Source organism: Congzhengia minquanensis (assembly GCF_014384785.1).
Taxonomy (GTDB): Bacteria; Bacillota; Clostridia; order UBA1381; family UBA9506; genus Congzhengia; species Congzhengia minquanensis.
In genome coordinates, this window is the sequence record NZ_JACRSU010000004.1 from 272,374 (window position 1) to 291,916 (window position 19,543).

At 46.3% G+C, this 19,543-nt stretch carries 17 protein-coding genes; 14 read left to right on the plus strand and 3 right to left on the minus strand.

Annotated elements, in window-relative coordinates; translation table 11 throughout:
* The first annotated feature begins 120 nt into the window (after positions 1-120).
* The 7 genes from H8698_RS11490 to H8698_RS11520 all read left to right on the plus strand — a co-directional run bounded on the left by H8698_RS11490 (position 121) and on the right by H8698_RS11520 (position 4,716).
* Positions 121-813 (plus strand): hypothetical protein, encoded by a 693-nt coding sequence (locus H8698_RS11490; RefSeq protein WP_249313628.1) that lies wholly within the window; start codon positions 121-123, stop codon positions 811-813.
* Between the two features lie 3 nt (positions 814-816).
* Positions 817-1,236, plus strand: coding sequence for a tRNA (adenosine(37)-N6)-threonylcarbamoyltransferase complex ATPase subunit type 1 TsaE (gene tsaE / locus H8698_RS11495; RefSeq protein ID WP_249313629.1), 420 nt, complete (start codon positions 817-819; stop codon positions 1,234-1,236).
* Between the two features lie 3 nt (positions 1,237-1,239).
* A complete protein-coding gene (tsaB, locus tag H8698_RS11500; protein WP_249313630.1) occupies positions 1,240-1,947 on the plus strand; it encodes a tRNA (adenosine(37)-N6)-threonylcarbamoyltransferase complex dimerization subunit type 1 TsaB in 708 nt (235 codons plus the stop codon).
* Position 1,948: 1 nt separating this feature from the next.
* Positions 1,949-2,386, plus strand: coding sequence for a ribose 5-phosphate isomerase B (gene rpiB, locus H8698_RS11505; RefSeq protein WP_177678263.1), 438 nt, complete (start codon positions 1,949-1,951; stop codon positions 2,384-2,386).
* Between the two features lie 8 nt (positions 2,387-2,394).
* Positions 2,395-2,874, plus strand: coding sequence for a deoxycytidylate deaminase (locus tag H8698_RS11510; protein WP_249313631.1), 480 nt, complete (start codon positions 2,395-2,397; stop codon positions 2,872-2,874).
* A 98-nt stretch (positions 2,875-2,972) separates the two neighbouring features.
* Positions 2,973-3,554, plus strand: coding sequence for an RNA polymerase sigma factor (locus H8698_RS11515; RefSeq protein ID WP_249313632.1), 582 nt, complete (start codon positions 2,973-2,975; stop codon positions 3,552-3,554).
* A 40-nt stretch (positions 3,555-3,594) separates the two neighbouring features.
* Positions 3,595-4,716 carry an anti-sigma factor family protein gene (locus tag H8698_RS11520; protein WP_249313633.1) on the plus strand — a complete coding sequence of 374 codons (1,122 nt, stop codon included), beginning with the start codon at positions 3,595-3,597 and terminating at the stop codon, positions 4,714-4,716.
* A 296-nt stretch (positions 4,717-5,012) separates the two neighbouring features.
* Here H8698_RS11520 and H8698_RS11525 read toward each other — a convergent pair whose 3' ends face one another.
* Positions 5,013-5,255, minus strand: a complete 243-nt coding sequence (locus H8698_RS11525; protein ID WP_177678271.1) for a hypothetical protein — start codon at positions 5,253-5,255, stop codon at positions 5,013-5,015.
* A 90-nt stretch (positions 5,256-5,345) separates the two neighbouring features.
* Positions 5,346-8,801: an SGNH/GDSL hydrolase family protein gene (locus H8698_RS11530; RefSeq protein ID WP_249313634.1), complete on the minus strand. Its 3,456-nt coding sequence runs from the start codon at positions 8,799-8,801 to the stop codon at positions 5,346-5,348.
* A gap of 197 nt (positions 8,802-8,998) precedes the next feature.
* Between H8698_RS11530 and H8698_RS11535 the strand changes: the two genes are divergently transcribed.
* The 5 genes from H8698_RS11535 (at position 8,999) to H8698_RS11555 (ending at position 14,523) form a co-directional block, all read left to right on the plus strand.
* A complete protein-coding gene (locus H8698_RS11535; protein WP_249313635.1) occupies positions 8,999-9,256 on the plus strand; it encodes a hypothetical protein in 258 nt (85 codons plus the stop codon).
* A gap of 102 nt (positions 9,257-9,358) precedes the next feature.
* On the plus strand, positions 9,359-9,820 hold the full coding sequence (locus tag H8698_RS11540) for a MarR family winged helix-turn-helix transcriptional regulator (RefSeq protein WP_249313636.1): 462 nt from the start codon (positions 9,359-9,361) through the stop codon (positions 9,818-9,820).
* Positions 9,817-11,553 carry an ABC transporter transmembrane domain-containing protein gene (locus H8698_RS11545; RefSeq protein WP_249313637.1) on the plus strand — a complete coding sequence of 579 codons (1,737 nt, stop codon included), beginning with the start codon at positions 9,817-9,819 and terminating at the stop codon, positions 11,551-11,553. Before H8698_RS11540 ends, H8698_RS11545 begins: the two co-directional genes overlap by 4 nt.
* Positions 11,554-13,431, plus strand: a complete 1,878-nt coding sequence (locus H8698_RS11550; RefSeq protein WP_430393578.1) for an ABC transporter ATP-binding protein — start codon at positions 11,554-11,556, stop codon at positions 13,429-13,431.
* Between the two features lie 114 nt (positions 13,432-13,545).
* On the plus strand, positions 13,546-14,523 hold the full coding sequence (locus tag H8698_RS11555) for a GGDEF domain-containing protein (RefSeq protein ID WP_249313638.1): 978 nt from the start codon (positions 13,546-13,548) through the stop codon (positions 14,521-14,523).
* Between the two features lie 18 nt (positions 14,524-14,541).
* Here H8698_RS11555 and H8698_RS11560 read toward each other — a convergent pair whose 3' ends face one another.
* The gene (locus tag H8698_RS11560; protein ID WP_249313639.1) at positions 14,542-14,730 is read right to left on the minus strand and encodes a DUF1540 domain-containing protein; all 189 of its coding nucleotides are present in this window, start codon (positions 14,728-14,730) and stop codon (positions 14,542-14,544) included.
* A 122-nt stretch (positions 14,731-14,852) separates the two neighbouring features.
* On the opposite strand from H8698_RS11560, the gene H8698_RS11565 reads away from it, so the two are divergent.
* Both H8698_RS11565 and H8698_RS11570 read left to right on the plus strand, forming a co-directional pair.
* The gene (locus H8698_RS11565) at positions 14,853-17,384 is read left to right on the plus strand and encodes a GH116 family glycosyl-hydrolase (protein WP_249313640.1); all 2,532 of its coding nucleotides are present in this window, start codon (positions 14,853-14,855) and stop codon (positions 17,382-17,384) included.
* 3 nt (positions 17,385-17,387) lie between these two features.
* Positions 17,388-19,415, plus strand: a complete 2,028-nt coding sequence (locus H8698_RS11570; RefSeq protein ID WP_249313641.1) for a beta-galactosidase — start codon at positions 17,388-17,390, stop codon at positions 19,413-19,415.
* Positions 19,416-19,543 lie beyond the last annotated feature (128 nt).

The following is a 19,543-nucleotide window of genomic DNA, read 5'->3' on the forward strand; positions in this document are numbered from 1 at the left end:
CCATCCAACAGAGCGCAATTAGGCGGGGTTTGGACAAGTTTTTCTTTACTTTATCTTTTATTTATGGTATAATATACGCAAAATAAAGGTAGAATTTAAATTTATTAGGAGGTAATGGGAATGAGAAGGTCGAAACGGTCTAGAGAAGAGGACTATATAGAAGAAAACGAAGCATTGGATGAAACAGAAGATTTAGAAGAATATGTCGAAGGGGATTATGACGGGAACGATTACGACGAAGAAGGCTATGACGAATCTGACGAAGAATTTGACGAAAACGGCGAACCCATTAAAAAATCCGGAAAGGGCAAAAAGGTTTTAACCGTTTCCATCATTTTGGTTGCTTTAGTGGCGCTGTTTTTTGCGTCTTCCAAGCTCACGGGCCTGTGGCTGGACTATAACCAGGAGCCGTCGAGCTATCAGAGCGACGCGCCTGACTTAGATGATGACAAGTCCCTGACAGATGATGTGGACAACGCGAACAACTCGGCTGATAACAGCGAGGCGCCCGTTGTAAACAACGACGATTCCAAGCCGTCTTCAAAGGCGACGTCTGCGTCTACGTCAAAATCCAGCTCGAAAACAAGCTCCTCCAAGAGCACAAAGCCCAGCGCAAAGGCAAGCTCCAGCGCAAAAGCTTCGGCTTCAGCAAGCAGCAATGCATCGAAATCGCCTTCCGCTAAGCCAAGCTCTGCAGCTCCGAAATCAGAAGCGCCAAAAACTACAACGCCTGCAACCTCTACGCCGAAACCGGAAACGCCTTCTGCCAAACCGTCTTCTCCTGCCATTGTTCCCGGCAATCCGGCGGCATAAGGCATGGAACTGAAAACGAAAAGCAGCGGAGAAACGCAAAACGCTGCGAAAGAATTTGCGGCGCGGCTTCGCGCCGGCGATGTAATCCTCCTGCGCGGTGAAATGGGCGTGGGAAAAACCGTATTTACAAAAGGTCTGTGTCGGGCTTTGGGCGTAGAGGATTACGTTACAAGCCCGACATTTACTGTTGTGAACGAATATGAGGGGAAGGCCTTCCCCATTTATCACTTTGACCTTTACCGGATTGAAGACGAAGACGAGCTTTTGGAAATTGGATTTGAGGAATATTTGCAGTCCGGCGGTGTATGCATCATTGAATGGCCCCAGAACGGACAGCGGTATTTGCCGGAGCACAGGTATGAGGTGGAACTGAAAAAGGAAGACGGTGCAAACGACAGGACAATTGTAATTTTAAAGAGGTAACCTATGTTAATGCTGAGCATTGATTCATCATCTCAGGCGGCTACCGCCGCTGTTCTGCGAGACGGTGAGCTGTTATGTGAATATACGCAAAATCAAATGAAAACCCACTCTGTGAAAATGCTGCCCATGATTGAGCAAATGTTAAAGGACGTGGAGCTAAAGCTTTCAGACATTGATGTGTTTGCCTGCGGAATTGGGCCGGGGTCATTTACAGGTGTGAGAATTGGCGTGGCAACTGTGCGCGGGTTTGCAAAAACACTGAACAAAAAGGTGGTTCCTGTAAACAGTCTGGAAATTTTGGCGAACAATGTTTCCAGTTTCAGCGGAAGTGTGTTTGCGCTGTTAATGGCCCGGGAAAATGAGTGTTACGCTGCTGTTTATGAAAACGGGAAGGAAGTTGTTTCCCCCTGTGTGATGACCACCCGTGAAATTGCCGCTTTAGGAAGCAATCAGACCTGCCTTTTGGTGGGCGACGGGGCGCTGAAAAACAGGGAGTTTTTTCAAACTGCGCTGCCGGGCGCGAAAATTGCGTTTGGCCGCAGCAATGTGCTTTCCGCCGCGTCGCTGGGCGAGGTTGCTTTCCAAAAGAGCGCAAATGGCGCAGTTTCAGACTGTGAGGGGCTAATTCCTCTTTATCTTAGAAAATCCCAGGCGGAGCGGGAATATGACGAAAGAATAAAAACGGTGCCGTCAGGCGGAAAGGATGCGTAACATGAAAGTAGTAATTGGCTGCGACCACGGCGGCTTTGAACTGAAAGAAGTTTTATCCGCCCATTTAAAGGACAAAGGGTTTGACGTTGTTGACGTGGGAACCTACGACACCAATTCTGTGGACTATCCCGACATTGCCCAAAAGGCCTGCGAAGAGGTGACCTCCGGCAGATGTGAATGGGGCGTGTTGATTTGCGGAACGGGAATCGGCATTTCCATTGCCGCCAACAAGGTAAACGGCATTCGGTGTGCACTGGTTTCAAACGAATATTCCGCTGAAATGACCAAACGGCACAACAACGCCAACATGGTTGCCTTTGGCGGCAGAGTGACAGGCCCGGATCTGGCAAAACATATTTTAGACGCCTATGTCGGCGCCGAATTTGAGGGCGGCAGGCACGAAAAACGAATTGAAAAAATTAGCGCTTTGGAAGGGTGACAGCCTGTATGAAACAAAGACGGGACAAAACCAACTATTATTTAGACATTGCCCAGGCAGTGGCGGGCCGTGGAACGTGTCTCAGGCGCCACTATGGTGCGATTATTGTAAAAAACGACGAGATTATTTCCACCGGCTATAACGGCGCACCCCGGGGCAGGAAAAACTGCATTGACTTAAACCACTGTGTGCGGGAGGAACTGAAGGTTCCCAGCGGCGAGCGGTATGAGCTGTGCCGGTCTGTTCACGCAGAAGCCAACTGCATTATCAGCGCCTCCCGGCGGGATATGCTGGGAGCGACCCTTTACCTGGCCTGCCTGGACGGAAAGACAGGAGAGCTTTTAGCGGGCACCAACAGCTGCACCATGTGTAAGCGGCAGGTGATTAACGCAGGAATTCAAACCGTAATAATCCGCGACACAAAGGATGAATTCCGCGTAATAGACGTAAATAAATGGATTGAAGATGACGATTCGCTATCCGATTAAAAAAATTTTTAAAAACTCGGCCCGCGCCGGGTTTTTGGTTTACTAATCTTCATTTAATTGGGTATCCTATAGATGATTATGGAAAGGAGGGCATTGTTTTGGACGAGAATGAACTGATTCGCCGCAGCAAGGAAGGCGATACGGAAAGTTTTTCACAGCTTGTGCTGATTTATGAGCGCAGGATTATAAACTATGCCTTTCGAATGCTGCGCGACCAAAACGACGCGGAAGACGCGGCCCAGGAAGCCTTTTTAAGAGCCTACCGAAAGCTGGACTCTTTTAACGGCGACGCGGCATTTTCTACCTGGCTTTATACGATTTTAAACAACATTTGTTTAGATATTTTAAGAAAGAGAAAGCGCAGCGGCGAACATGCCCAGGTGAGCATTAATCAAAGCAGCGCAGATGACGATGAATATGAAATTCAGATAGAGGACTCCTCTCCCGGTCCCTACGACAGCTACCGCAAAAAGGCGGCTATGAAAGCGCTGGAGGCGGCAATTGAAAAGCTATCCGACGAGCACAAAGCGGTAATTGTCATGCGGGACATTCATGGGTTGGAATATGACGAAATTGCAAAAGTGACGGGAACCTCATTGGGAACGGTGAAATCCCGCATCAGCCGGGCGCGAATTGCCCTCAGAAAAATTTTGGAAGAAGACAGGGAACTTTTCACTTAAAATTTCGTCTTATTCTATAGAAGAAAGGAGAGAAGCACATATGGCAAAATCGGAATGCACGAACATATTAAATTTAATACCGCTTTATATTGACAACATGCTTTCCGACGAAGAGAATGACATCGTGTGTGAACATATAAAAGAATGCGCGTCCTGCAGGGGCGAATATGAATTTTTAAAATCTATCATGGCAGGCGCCGAAAGCCTTCCTGAAATAGAAGTTCCGAAAGATTTTCACGAAACTCTGATGAACAAGGTTCGGGCAGAGGCAAAAGGCCAAAAACTGCACAGGCACAAATTTTCGGGCTGGCGTTCTTTTGCCGGAATTGCCGCGGCTGCCGCGGTGGTTGCCGTTTCAATCGTATCGTACATCAATCTTGAGGGGAACGGAAATTCTGTGAACCCTGATGAATTTATTCCGTCAACATATCCTTCTGAAGCGCCGGGTCAGCCGAATTCTGACCAGGGCACAGACGTTGTGCTGCCGGGCGTGGAAGACAAATACGAACATACACAGTCACCTGAATTGGACGAAAGTGGGAACGCGGCGCAGCCTTCAGCTAAGGCTCAGCCCTCTGCCAAGGCGCAGCCTTCGGCTTCAGCACAGACACCATCTGGTGCAAAAACAGGCAATAACAACCAGAGCGGCCAGACACCTGCCGCGGCGGACAAAAATACCGTAAAACCGGACAACTCCCCATCGGCACAGCCACCGGCGGCGGATAACCGGAGCAATGGGGGAACGGCGCCGGAAACGCCTATGCCGGCTGATGTGAACAGCAACGATATTTCTGCCTTTAAAACAGACAATGACGTAGACGAAGCTGCTGAACCCAATGTTGTGTCTGACAGCGCTGGACAGGAGGCAAAGTCCGGCGGCGGAGGAAGCTCTAAAGGAAGCTTAGGAGCAGATCCTGCGGCAAACGGGGCCACGGCTGAGCGCGCGGCAAGATTCCGCGTGATTAACGTGACCGTTTCTGAGGAGGAATTCAGCAGGGCAAAAGAAATTTTGTCGGGCTATCAAAAAGACAAAACCGGCTACCGCATGGAGCAGGACGCTGACAGCGTGCTTTCCAAGCTGGAAAAACTGAAGGGTTTTTCTGCCAAGGCGGATTTAACTGCTGACTCTGACAGCGACTACATTGTGTTAAAAGGTGAATAAATAAAAATAATAAATTGTAAATTATGAACTGTACCAGCAAGGCTACTAAAAGACGTATTTGGCTTAGGAATGTTCTATAGAATTTCCGTCTTAACAAAGACGGTGTAATGTCATAGTCTTGAATCAAAGGGGAAAATACGCTTGCGATATATTGAAATGGTCACTGTGGAGTTGTAACTCTGCAGTGACCGTTTCTTTTTTTGAGCATTATATATTCATGCTATAGCTACTAAGTTGCATGTATTTTTTACTTTTGGATATAATTTTTTATAGTGCTGATTCTAATCTGTCTTTTATTATTCCGGTTTGCGCTTGTTTTTATTAATGAGACCAATGATTAGCCCGCCTAACAGCCCTGCTACGACGCAAATAATCATTCCCCTGAGGAAGTTCCCGAACAACAGGTTTCCTGCAGAAAAGCCAGCGGCAACGCCAAACGCAAAACCAATGCCGATAAAGCCGCCAAGCGACAGACGCTTCACATCTTCATACTCCACTTTTTCTGTATCTTCTGTAACAATTTTATTTTTTTCTTCCATTTTAACCGAATCCTTTCCGTAACAAATAATGCTTGCGCAGCAAAGACTTTCTGTACATATTATATCATGCTTTCTTGAAAAATGCAAATTTTAGTTGGTTTTTGGTTTGCAGTAATAGTTTCCGGTTTCCAGTGCGCGGATAATTGTGTCTGCATAGACAATATGCCCCTCGGCGGAAGGGTGAATTTCGTCATACAAATATCCCTCCGAAACAGCGTCGCTTCCATTTAAATGGGTTCGCAAAGCGCCGGACAGGTCAATCTGCGGAATGGAAAACTCCTCTGCAACCAGGCTGTGATACCGCGACAGATTGGTGTAGCCCCGGTCGGCGGCATATAGAAAGATAATATACGGAATTTTTTCGCCTGCACAAAGCAAATTCACCATTTCACGCAATTCGCTGCGCATGTCCAACCCGCCGTCATCGGCGGAAAAATCAATGAAAACCACATCCGGCTGCCGGGCCGCTACATCTGCCGTCCGCAAAAGCCCATCTGCCGTGGTGCTGCCGTCCTTTGCAGACTGGACAATTTGAATGGTTTTGTTGTAATAGGTATCTTGAAAATATTCCGAAATAAAGGCGCTGTAAGAGGCGGTTTCAGGCGCATACAGTCCCTTTCCGCACATGGGGGAGCCGCCCAGGAATGCAACGGTAATTTGCTCCTGACCATCAAAGGGAGCGTTGTTTTTTGGAAACGACAACGCCGTTTTGCTGTCGCAGCAGGGCAGCATGGATGAGAAGCTTTCAACGGCAAACAGCTTTACCTTTGCTGCGCCGTCTAAAGGTGCAGCACCGTGCAGCACATTTGCGGCCGTCTGCGTCTCAACGGGGATATAAACCGTTTTTAAAAGCTGGTTTTCCGAACTGTAAAACGCCAGGCAGACATCAACTTTGGGCTGTGTAAAATTCGGCGCAAAAACAGACTCGATTTCATATTCTGCATCAGCCCCCTTTATGGATAGGCTGGGGAGCACTTTTCCCGCAACAATTTGCTCAAATTGAACGCGATAGACCGCGCCAGTTTCGCCAGCCTTGCTTTTCGGAATAATTTCTATTCCCGGCCGGCTTCCTAAAAGCATGTCGGGAATTCTTAATAACGTTTTGCTGTCCCCTTTACAATAGGTCATGCCAATTACGGCATAATTTCCATTTTCGTCCCCTGAAAGGAACTTTAAGATGGAGTTTCCCTCTTTCACTCCTTCGTTAACGGTTTCAAAGTCGTAATAGATTGAAAAATAATTGCCCACGTAAAGGGAGGCGCCGGTGTCTTCCGCGTGGAGGTTGTCAATTTTAATTTCGTCGTCTAATTTATTCAATCTCTGAATTTGAATGTCTGCCAAGCGAAAATCCGCCGGCCCGGACGCGGCAATTTTAAATTTCGGCAGGCGGTAGTGGTCGCCTTCATAATCCCATCGGTAAACACATTCATATTTTTTCCACTCGTCTGTCAATTGCATATTCTGGGACGTTGACGGTACTTCGTCGGCGTTTGACGAAACCCAGCCGCTGCCGTTATAAAACTGATAGTTCCAGGCGGTGGGCGTTTCCTGGCTTTCGTAACCGTCTGTGGAGTTCATGCGGGCAAAATAATCGTCATAAACCAGCGTTTCGCCGCTGTTTACATTTAATTCGGTGTATTTGTGGGTAAACAGCGGGCCCTGATACATATAATATGGAATGTCGCCGGTTTCACCTGTCAGGCTGCCATAGCCGAAGCGTCCCTCGGTGTTTATTTCGGTAACGTCGCTGTTTCGAACCGGACCGGTTATGCTTCTGTCAAACATAGGGGAAAGGCTTTGACCCACGCTGTCCGGCGAGTCGGCCCTGGCCCAGAAAGAAATTTTATAATAGGTTTTGTTTTGCACCTCAACGCTTTGACCGGGACGGCCATCCTCTTGTGAAAGCTTTAGCACGTTGCTGCAGGGCACGCCGCTGGTTTGGGCAAAGGTTTCGTCTTGAACAATGGTTCCTGCCCCAAAAATGTTGGGCAGCAGGTTATTTTCACCGGGGGCGAAGCAGGTACTGTCCCAGGTGGAAAGGGTGTTTATGTCCTGGGGGGATTTCATACTTAAGTCCCCGTTTAAAACAAGCTCCATAGGCTCAATGGAAATGTCGTCAAACCAAACCTGAAAATCTTCAAACCCCGCATAAACTGTGTTTCCGGACGGGTCCTCATAGGAATAGGCATAGGTCATTTTTTGGCCGTTAATGGTTTCGTCTTTTAAAGCAGCAGGAATTCCATTAATGCGGAAGTCCAAGCGCACAGAGGCGTCGTTCTCTGTGTCGCGGCCCAACATGGTTTCGTTTGGTTCATACCAGATTATCTCAAATTTTTCATAGTTTTGTGAAAGCTTCTTTTTTAAAATCGTATCTGCCCATTTGTGTTTGGAACGTTCTAAACGGTTTTCACTGGGCCGCTCGGGAATCATTTTAAAATAGAAAGGTTTTTCTTCAAAATAGCTGACAAGTGCGTCAGATGCTTTTGCCCAAAATGAAATTTTATAGGCCCTGTTGTGAATAATGGAAGTGTTTTGGTCAAGATGGGCGGACAGCTCCATATACCCATTCGGGTTGCCGTTATAGGTCAGCTTTAAAGCGTGGGTGCTGCTTTGCGATGGAGCGGCGTCATTTGCTATCGTTTCAATTTCCGCTTTGGAGGCGGTAGACGTCCAGCGCACACCGGAGGCGGCAGCCCACGAGGAGCTTTCAAAGTCGTTGGTGACGGAAGCGTCTTTTACCTCGCCCGCTTTTTCCACAAAGGGGGTTAGGCTCCAGTCGTCAATGGCATAATCGCTGTAAAAACCGTTTTCGTCAATATTTCCCTCGCTGTCGGTGATAGAGGCAATAAATTCGTCGGTATAGTCGGAAAGGGTTTTAATAGAATGTTCGTTAGAGCCAATGCGCAAAAACATGGAGCAGGAAACAGGCTCCGTTTTTTTAACAAAATATTTCCCCAGCTTGCCCGGCATGGTAAACGTGGTTTCCGCCAATTTCCAGTCGCCGGATATGGTGCCGTCTTCCTTTTTAAACCCAATTTCTGCACCTGTAATTTTCACCAGGTTATAGTAACCCGAAACGGTTTGGACGGGAATGGTGCAGGCTTCGTCCTCATAAAGCGGGGTGCCGTTGTTCATAATAAAAAAATTAAAGTTTGGCGCCACTTTATAAATTTCATTTGCAATCAGCTTCACCCAAGCGCTTAACCGGTAGGTTCTGCCGGGAACGAGGTTTAAGTTTTTCACGCCGTTGTTCACAATGCCGTTTATGGTCGCCGCGCTCTCGGCCCGAACATGCAGCGCGGCGGCAGAGCCGCCGGCGCCGGGCACAAATTCTTTTTCCTCTGCACGGTTATCATAACTTGTGGCAATGGGAAGATTTTCGTCGTTAAAATCGGACTCATTTTCAAAAGAAAAGCAAAAAGCGTCGCCGTCATATTTTGACGGGACAGATTCTTTGGCAGCCGCCGCAGCTTTTGTTTCGCAAGTGTGGGAAAACGCAGGTAAAATCAGGATAGCAGCAATGAGCAAACACACAAACTTTTTCATAGGTTTTCAAGCCTTTCCGCCCTTATGCAGGGACAAACTTTTTTACAATTTAAATTAATTTGATTTTAACATAAAAATCCGGAACGTGCAACTTTTTTCTGCATTGTCAAATTACTTCGTTTTACATATTTTTGCGCTGGGTGAAGAAACTAAAAAGGGGCGTTAAAACCTTTTTAATTTAAAGTGAGGTGGGTTTTATGAACAGAAAAATGTATGAAATAAACGCGCGAAAAAAACCGACTGAGCACTATGACCACTTAGACGACGCATATGGAAATACTAACTCTGCAACTGAGTGTACGGGATTAATTGCACACGCCCCGCTGACGGAGGAGGAGTTGGAGTCCTTTATGGATATTTACGACTTCTCACCGCCAATTGTAATTTCTGACAGTGCCGAGGCCGGAAGCGGCCCCGCATATGGCAGTGACATCACCACTGACAGCATCAAATAAAGTTTGAACAATTTATGAAGTCTATTGACATGAACGATGAAGCGTAGTATAATTAACCTGTTAATAATTAACAGGTTAATTATTTTTTGAGGAGGCGGTGAAATGGCGCAGGAGGACGACAGACTTATGGAGCTTGCTCATGGGTTCGTTAAGGTAAATCGGCTGCACCGTGCTTATTGCGACAGGCTAATGGCGGAAATTGATATGCACAGAAGCCAGCATATGATTTTGATGAACCTGGCACATCAAAAGACAAAAACATCACAAAAGGAGCTGGCCGACAGGCTGGAAATTAGTCCGGCGGCGGTTACAGTGATGATTAAAAAGCTGGAGAAGGGTGGATTTATTTCAAAAAATTCATCAAAGGGTGACAGCCGTTTCAACGAAATTGCGATAACCGAAAAAGGACGGGAAACGGTGCAAAAGACCCATCAGTTTTTTTTAGATGTAGATAAAACGCTGTTTTCCGGAATTGATGAAACGGAGCTGTGCGTTTTGGAACACTGTTTTGCAAAAATGGCAGATAACCTGACAGATGTGTTAAAAAAGGAGGAGAACACGTGAAACGGTGGATGAAATATGTAAAGCCCTATAAATGGTATTTTATTTTAGGGCCGCTTTGTATGATTATTGAAGTTGTGGGCGAGGTAGTTATGCCCAAGTTTTTGGCGTCGATTATCAACACCGGCATCGCGGACAAAAGCGTAGGATATGTGTTGATGATTTGCGCGTTCATGGTGGTTACGGCGCTTTTGATGATGGCCGGCGGCGTGGGCGGCGCCTATTTTGGCGCAAAGGCGGCAGTTGGCTTTGCCACGGATTTAAGAAAAGACGTTTATGGAAAAGTGCAGGAATTTTCGTTTGCGAATATTGATAAATTCAGCACAGGGTCGTTGGTGACGCGGCTCACCAACGACATTACACAAATTCAAAACTTTATCAACATGCTTCTGCGCATGTGTTTAAGAGCGCCGGGAATGCTGATTGGCGCGCTGATTATGGCAATTCTTTTAAGCCCGTCGCTGTCTGTTATTTTTGCGGTGGCAATGCCGGTTATTTTAATAACGCTGCTGTTTGTTATTTCAAAGGGATATCCGCGCTTTTCAAAAATGCAGACGAAAATCGATGCGCTCAACTCCAACGTTCAGGAAAACCTGACAAACGTGCGGGTGGTGAAATCCTTTGTACGGGAGGACTATGAACGGCAAAAGTTTGGTACATCCAATCACAATTTAAGAAAAGCCACTACCTCGGCCATGACGGTGATGATTACCATGATGCCGCTTATGATGCTGTTTATGAATTTAACAACCATTGCTGTGCTTTGGTTCGGCGGAAACCAGGTTATTGCCGGTGGTATGCCGGTGGGGGATTTAACTGCGTTTGTTACATATATCACGCAGATTTTAATTTCCCTTATGATGGTTGTAATGATGTTTATGACGAGCTCCCGTGCTTTGGCCTCCGCAAACCGTGTGGTTGAGGTTCTGGACGAAGAGCCGGATTTAAACGACTTTCATGCGGCACACAAGGATGCTGAAATTCAAAACGGAAAAATTGAATTTCGCAATGTGGATTTTAAATACTATAAAACCAGCCAGGATAAGGTGCTGGAGAATATATCACTTACCATTGAACCGGGAGAAACCGTGGGCATTATCGGTTCAACTGGCTGCGGAAAATCGACACTGGTGTCCTTAATCCCGCGGCTATACGACGCAGACAGCGGCGAGGTTTTAATTGACGGCATTGATGTGCGCGACTATGACTTAAAAAAGCTGCGCCAGGGGATTGGCATGGTTCTGCAAAAAAACGTGCTGTTTTCGGGTACGCTTGAAGAAAACATGCGTTGGGGCAAAGAGGACGCCACCATGGAAGAAATTGAAGAAAACGCAGGCTACGCCCAGGCGGATTTGTTTATTAAAGGCTTTACAGACCAGTATCAGACAGAGCTGGGGCAGGGCGGCGTGAACTTGTCCGGCGGACAGAAGCAGAGGGTTTGCATTGCACGTGCGCTGATTAAAAATCCGAAAATCATTATTTTGGACGACAGCACCAGCGCTGTGGACACGGCAACAGAGGCAAAAATCAGAGAAGCGTTTTCTACAAATTTGAAACATTCTACAAAAATTATCATAGCCCAGCGCATTACGTCCGTTTCAGGCGCTGACAAAATTGTGGTGCTTGATGAGGGCAAAATCTGCGGTGTCGGTACCCACAAGGAGCTGCTGGCAAGCAACGAAGAATATCAGGAAATTTATTATTCGCAGAACGAAAAAAAGGAGGCGAATGCATAAATGGCCGCAAGAACATTAGAAGTTTTAACGAAGCGTTACAACAGTTCACCAAGAGCCGCAGCTGGCGCACAACCCATGCCCGGAGGCGGGCCGGGTGGTGGCCCTCGTGGCGGCAGGCACGGCTCCGGCGGAAGCGGGAGGCCGAAAGACACAAAAAATGTGCTGCTAAGGCTCTACCGTTACCTTTCAAAATATAAATTCAGAATTGGCATTGCGCTGTTTTTCATGCTGGCTCGTGCAATTTCACAGATTGTGGGATCCTACATGCTGCGACCTATTATTAACGACTATATAGCGGCGGGCAGGCTTGAGGGATTTGCGTTTGCGCTGGCAGTTTTGGCATCGATTTATTTTGTGGGTGTTATTTCCACATATTTGCAGAACCGCATTATGCTTTCTGTTTCGCAGAGCACCATTGAGGCAATCCGCAACGACCTGTTTCACAAGGTGCAAAAGCTGCCGGTGCGTTTTTACGACACGGAAAATACCGGAGAAATTATGAGCCGGTTTACAAACGATGTTGATAATATTGGAATGATGTTAGATTCCTCCGTTATGACGGTGGCGTCCGGTATCATTTCTCTGGTGGGAACTTTTGCCATGATGCTTTACACCAACATATGGCTTTCGTTGATTACGGTTGTGTTTGTTCCCATTTTTGTGAAAGGCGGCGGCATGATTGCAAAGCGCAGCCGCAAATATTACTCCCAGCAGCAGGCGGCGCTTGGTGCCTTAAACGGTTACATTGAAGAGTCGGTTACAGGTCAGAAGGTTGTGAAGGTGTTCAATCACGAGGAAGACTGCAAAGCAGAATTTGGACTTTTGAACGACGACCTGAAAGGCAAACAGTTTTTTGCCCAGTTCTTCGGCGGCATTATGGGCCCGGTCATGGGGAATATGAGCCAGGTTTGTTATGCGCTGACTGCAGGCATTGGCGGTGTGCTCTGTGCATTAGGCAAATTTGACATTGGCGGTCTCACGGTTTTTGTAAACTATTCCAGACAGTTTTCACAGCCGATTAATGAAGTTTCCATGCAGATGACTACTGTGTTTTCAGCTTTGGCTGGTGCCGAGCGGGTATTTCAAATTATGGACCGTGAGCCGGAAGCAGACGACAAGCCAAAAGCAGTTGCGCCTGAAAAAATTCACGGCGACGTGGTCTTGGAAAATGTCACCTTTGGCTACAATCCGGACAAAATAATTTTAAAAAATATTTCTCTTTATGCACACCCAGGGCAGAAAATTGCCTTTGTTGGCTCTACCGGTGCGGGAAAGACTACCATCACCAACCTGTTAAACAGGTTTTATGACATTGGCAGCGGCAAGATTGCCATTGATGGAATTGATATCTGCGATTATAAGCGGGATTTTCTGCGGCAGAACATTGCAATGGTGCTTCAGGATACCCATTTGTTCACTGGTACGGTGATGGAAAATATTCGCTACGGCAGGCTTGATGCCACCGATGAGGAGGTTATCGCCGCGGCAAAGACAGCCAGCGCACACTCATTTATTATGCGGCTGTCCGACGGGTATAACACGGTGCTGTCGGGCGACGGCGCAAACCTTTCCCAGGGGCAGCGTCAGCTTTTAAACATTGCCCGGGCGGCGATTTCAAAAGCGCCGATTTTGGTGCTGGACGAGGCTACAAGCTCGGTTGATACCAGAACAGAGCGTCACATTGAGCACGGCATGGACCGTTTGATGGCAGACAGAACCACATTTGTCATTGCTCACAGACTGTCTACTGTGAGAAATGCTGACGCAATTATGGTTTTGGAAAACGGCGAAATTATTGAGCGCGGAAACCACGAAGAGCTGCTGCAATTGGGCGGCAGATATTATGAGCTTTGTACCGGACAAAAGGAATTAGATTAAAAACAGTGCGGCAACCGCCGCACTGTTTTTTATTGACAAAAGTATTGTTATACTTGACACAAACGACGCAAAAACGTATAATATAGATATAAATAAGAACAAGGGGGCGGCGTTTTGAAGCAATTATTGGGTAGTTTGGCGGTTTTGCAGGCGGTATTTGTAAATTTATATACATTTTATAGTTTATATAAAAAAGGGATACGGCGGCTTTCTGATTTGGCAATGGCGCTGTGTATGTCATTAGTATATTCCTTTTTGGTGTTTCTGCTGGCGAAGCGGAGTGCTTTATTTGTGCAGTCCCGGTTATTTTACAATGCAGTTTTTTTGTTTCAAACGGTATTGTATCTGGGTAGTATATATTTTTACTGTTATTTTCTTCAGCAAAAGTTTTGGTTTCTATTAAACAATGCCGGACGGAAAACCCGAATATTATTTTTTATCATGTCTGTTTGCTGGCTCATTTTTTTGCCGGCGGCCGGAGTACTTTTTTCATTTGGAGATAACCGCCTTTTCGCGCTGGCGGTAAGCCTTGTTATTGGTATCAGTATCGTTTTAAGCTGTGAGGTATTTTATTGTTTGTCGGCAGCCGGGTTTGAAGCGGAACTGTTTAAAAAAAGAAGTGAGTTTGACGTTACAACCGGGTTGAGAAACAAAAGCTCTTTTTATATTGATTTAGAAATGTTGCTGGAGACAGGTGAACCGTTTACAATCTTTTTTATGGACCTGGACAATTTCAAAAGCATTAACGACCTCTACGGACATAACGCAGGAGACCGGTATTTACAGGCGTTCTCCGAAATCATCGGAAAATCACTTTTCAAATTGGGGCAGCTTTACCGCATATCCGGCGACGAATTTATCTTTTTGCATTTGGGTGAGCAGAATGAGGAGGTAATTCAAAGAATTCATGAAATAAACGAAATGAAAGAACTTATTTACGGTGAACATAAATTTCCGTTTTTAGGTGTCAGTTACGGGGTTTCAACCTATCCCTGCGATGCCGCCGGCCTGGCGGAACTGCTGTCGGAAGCAGATATGAAAATGTATCGGCAAAAAACAGTGCGGAAGGAAAACGGCGCAGCCATTGGCTAGCGCCGTTTCTTTTTTTACCTATCTTCCGCCTTTGGGCACAAATGTTGCACACTGCACGCTGCACTGCTGAACCGGGTCGCAGGAGCAAACTTTAATTTCAGAAGCTTTGCACTCGCTGCCCTCCCCGTGATATTCACAGTTTGTAACATCACAGGAAATGCCTGAGATCGGAGACTGTGTTTTTTCTGGTTTACAACAACATGACATAGTTCATAACCTCCTTTACTGTTGTTATCCTTTGCAGATAAATTTATTTTATTCGAAAGAATTGACATGGAATTTTGTGTGTGATAAAATGAACTAAATTTTATTTTGTGGAGGGATTTTTTTTGTTATACGAGAGAGAGTATTTAAACGAAATTTCATTTCCCTTAGGAGGAATCGGAACTGGTTCCATTGGCCTTGCAGGTAACGGCCGGCTAATCGACTGGGAGATTTTTAACCGTCCCAACAAGGGCGGCACAAACGGCTATACCAATATTGTTGTCCGTGTAAAAGAGAAAGGCGGAAAAACGTTTGCTAAGGTTTTAAACGGCGACATTTTGAAGGACCTAACAGGCACTTACAAGCAGCAAATGTATTCAGGCTTTGGTTACGGGCCGGACAAAGAGTCTATGTGCGGGCTTTCCCATTTTAAAAATTGCTCCTTTTTAGGTGAGTTCCCGGTTGCAAAGCTAACGTTTACGGACGATGATTTTCCTGGAGCCGTGGTGCTTACAGCGTTTAACCCGCTTATCCCGGGCGACTGCGACAGTTCGTCAATTCCGGCGGCGTTTTTTGAAATTTCATATGAAAATAAAACCGGCGCGGAAGTGGAATTTTCTGTTTCGTTTTCTCTTCAAAATCCATTTGACGTTTCGAAAAATGAAGCGGGGCAGGACGGAGATATTTCTTTCATCAAGCTTTCAAACGCCGGCGCGGATAAAAACGATATATCTTATGGCGACCTTTGTTTGGCGACAGATGCAAAAAATGCGGCTGTTCAGGAATACTGGTATCGCGGCGGCTGGTGCGACGGCATTTCAGTTTATTGGCGCGAACTTTTGGAAACCGACCGGCTGCGGGAGCGGCATTATGAGGGAACCGGCGTTCATGATATATGCGCGCTGATGGCGTCTGAATCGCTTTCTCCGCAGCGAAAAGGCAATTTTCGGTTTGTGCTCTCCTGGAACATGCCCAACAACTATAATTACTGGGACGAAGACCCAGAGGTGAAAGGTAAAACCTGGAAAAACTATTATGCAACCGTTTTTGAGAATTCGGTTTCGTCTGCCGTGCATTCGCTAAATGAATGGGAACGGCTCTACAGCGAAACGGACGAATACCGCTCTGCCTTGTTTTCCTCTACACTGGACAGCGCTGTGATTGACGCCGCGGCTTCTACGCTGTCGGTTATCAAATCGCCTACCGTGCTGAGGCTGGAAAACGGCGCGTTTTACGGCTGGGAGGGCGTGCACGAAAAGGCCGGTTCCTGTGAGGGAACATGTCAGCATGTGTGGAACTATGCCTATGCCCTGTGCTTTTTATTCCCGTCTTTAGAGCGTTCTATCCGCGATTTGGAGTTTACATACAGCACAAGCGAAGACGGGGAAATGCAGTTTCGGTTAAGGATTCCTTTGGGAGCGAAGCCGCACACGCACATTCCCTGCGTAGACGGGCAGATGGGTGCGGTGATTAAAACTTACCGGGAATGGAAAATCAGCGGAGACGACGAGTGGCTGAAACGGTACTTTGACAAGGTGATGAAGGTAATTGACTACGCCTGGAGCGACAAAAATATATGCCAGTGGGATAAAAACCATGACGGCGTGTTAGAAGGTAGGCAGCATCACACGCTGGACATGGAGTTGTTTGGTCCGTCCTCCTGGCTTCAGGGATTTTATTTGGCGGCGTTAAAAGCCGGCGCCGAAATGGCGGAGCATTTAGGCTTTCATGACAAGGCCGCCGAGTATCGTGAATTGTTTGAAAACGGAAAACAATATACGAAAGAACATCTGTTTAACGGAAAATATTTTGTTCAGGAGGTGAACCTGGGCAATAAACAGATTTTAGAGCAATTCGGCGTGGCAGATACCTATTGGAACAGTGAAGCCGGTGAAATGAAATATCAAATTGCCGGGGGCAGCGAAATTGACCAGCTTTGCGGACAGTGGCACGCAAACCTTTGCGGGCTGGGTGAAATTTTTGATAAAGCCCAGGTGAAAACCGCACTGAAAAACATGTATGAGCTGAATTTTGTAAAATCCATGCGGTCTATTTCCAATATGTGGCGGAATTTTGCCGTAAATGATGACAGCGGGGCGATTATCTGCGCCTATCCTAAAGACGTGTATAAGCCGGTGATTCCTGTGCCTTACTGCGAAGAAACCATGCACGGTTTTGAATATCAGCTGGCGGGCCTTATGATTAGCGAGGGAATGATTGACGAGGGATTAGAAATTGTCCGCGGCGTGCGCGGCCGCTACAACGGTGCAAACCGCAACCCGTGGAACGAAATTGAGTGCGGCAGCAACTATGCCCGCTCAATGGCAAGCTTTGCCTTAATACCCATTTTCAGCGGCTTTTATTTCGATATGCCCAACAAGACCATTGGGTTTGACCCCATTTTAAACCAGCCTTGCTTTAAAACCATCTGGAGCTTAGACTGCGGCTGGGGAGTTTATGAAAAGACAGAAACCAAAACAAAAATTACAATAAAAGGCGGCCATCTTGCGGCAAACAAAATCCGCCTGCCTTACATGAAAGACATAAAAACGGTAACGGTAGACGGAGAAAAAACAGCGTTTTCGTTTGAAAACGGCGTTTTGTGCGTGGCGGCAGAAAACGTGCAAAAAGAAATTATTATAGAACAGGAGAAATAAACAATGAATTTATTGTATGGATTTTCATTTTATCCCGAACATATTTATGAGGAAGAAGCATATCAAAAGGACTTAAAGCTCATCAAAGAGTCCGGCGCAAACGTGGTAAGAATGGGCGAGTTCTGCTGGGATGTGTTAGAGCCGTCAGAGGGTGTTTACGACTTTTCCACAATTGAGCGTGCCGTAAACGATTTGGGAAAAATGGGAATTCAGACAATTATCTGCACGCCCACGGCGTGTCCGCCTGCCTGGATGTCGAGAAACTATCCGGAAATTGCCTATGTGGACAATCGCGGCATAAGGCGCGATTTTGGCGCGCGGCACCACTATTGTTACAACAACGAAACATACCGCGGTTTTACAAAAAAAATTGTAGAAAAAATTGGTGAGACGTTTGGGAAAAATCCTTATGTTGTCGGTTTTCAAATCGGCAACGAGTTTGCCCAGGAGGGCAGCGGCAGATGCCACTGTGATGTTTGCCGTGGAAAATTTGTTCAGTCGGTTAAGGAACACTATAAAACCACAGAGAATTTAAATCAAAGCTGGGGACTTCGGTTCTGGGGGCAGAGCTATACTGATTTTAACCAGATTGAACTGCCCATTGCTCCCACAGAGCGCGACGCGAGGCCGCTCATCAAAAGTTATTTTGACAGCCCGTCCCTGCGCCTCAATTTTGAGCGGTTTGCAAGCGACAGTTTCATTGAATATTTTAATTTGCAAGCGGACATACTGAAATCATATACGGATAAGAAAATAACGACAAATACCACAGGATTTGGCACAAACGGCGTGGATTATTTTAAAATGTTTCAAACAGCCGACGTATTCGGCTTAGACGCCTACCCGGATTTGTACCGCGACAATATGGACAATTCCTCCTTTGAAAATTCCTTTGCTAGAAATATAATTAGAAACGAAAAGTTCTGGATGCTGGAGTTTTCCATCGGCGGCGGCCACGGTTTGTGGTCCGGCGAGGGCAGGCTGCAGCCGTATCCCGGCGCAATTGAAAATGCGGTTATGCACACCTTTGCATCAGACGCAGGCGCTGTGGTGCATTTTCAGTATAAAATTTTCTGCTCCGGTGCAGAGCAGTTAAACTATGCGCTAATTGATCAGGACCGCGTGCCCAGGCGCCGATATTTTGAATTCCAAAGGACAATGGAACATTTAAAGGAACACAGCGCGGTTTTAGAACATTCCCAGGTGAAAAAAGCAGATACGGCAATTTTGATTGACTACAACTCTCTGTGGGCGCTCCGCATTAAGCCTGTCAAGCATGAACATTCCTACATCGGTTATGCCTGCGAACTTTACACGGCGCTGAAAGAGCTAGGCTACAGCGCTGACGTTATATCATGGAAGAACGATTTTTCAGACTATAAAACGGTAATTGTTCCGAATATGTTTGTTATCTGTGACGAAGCCGCGGAAAAGCTAAAAGCATATACCGCCGCCGGAGGAACCCTGGTAGGCACCTTTCTAACGGCGATTAAAGATACAGACAATGTAGCAATCAGCGAGTCGGGCCCCTGTGGGCTGACCGAGGTGTTCGGCGTAAACATTTCTGAAATAGAGCCGGTTTTTGAAGATACTGTTGCAACGATTGATTTTGGCAGTTTTCAAGGAAAAGACAAATATTGGCTGGACGTTTTGGAGGGCAAAGGGGCAGAGCCCATCGGAACCTTTGCAAATTCTTATCGCCGGGGAGAAATGATTGTCAGCAAAAACAGTTATCAAAAAGGAACGGCTTATTACATAGGAACAGCGTTTGACGACGACTGCACAAAAAAATTATTAGATACAATTTTAAAAGAAGCAAGTGTCGCAAAAGCGCCTTTCACCCTTGCCAAAGGTGTTGAGGTTATTACAAGGGAATGTAGCGATGGCGATCTTGTACACTATATATTTAACTTTAAACGGGAAGATGCTCATGTTCAAGCAGAGAAAAATTGCACATGTGCAATTACCGGAAAACAACTTGGTAAAAGTATTAAAATTGCTCCAAAAGGATATATTGCTATAAAAATTTAAAAAAAAGGGAAAAAGGGGGTTGACAAAAGGGGAGGGATGTGATATTCTAAATAAGCTGTCGGTTTTGAGCGGGGCTTTGCAGAAAAAAGTTTCAAAAAAGTCTTGACAAAGGATTGACAGCGTGGTAT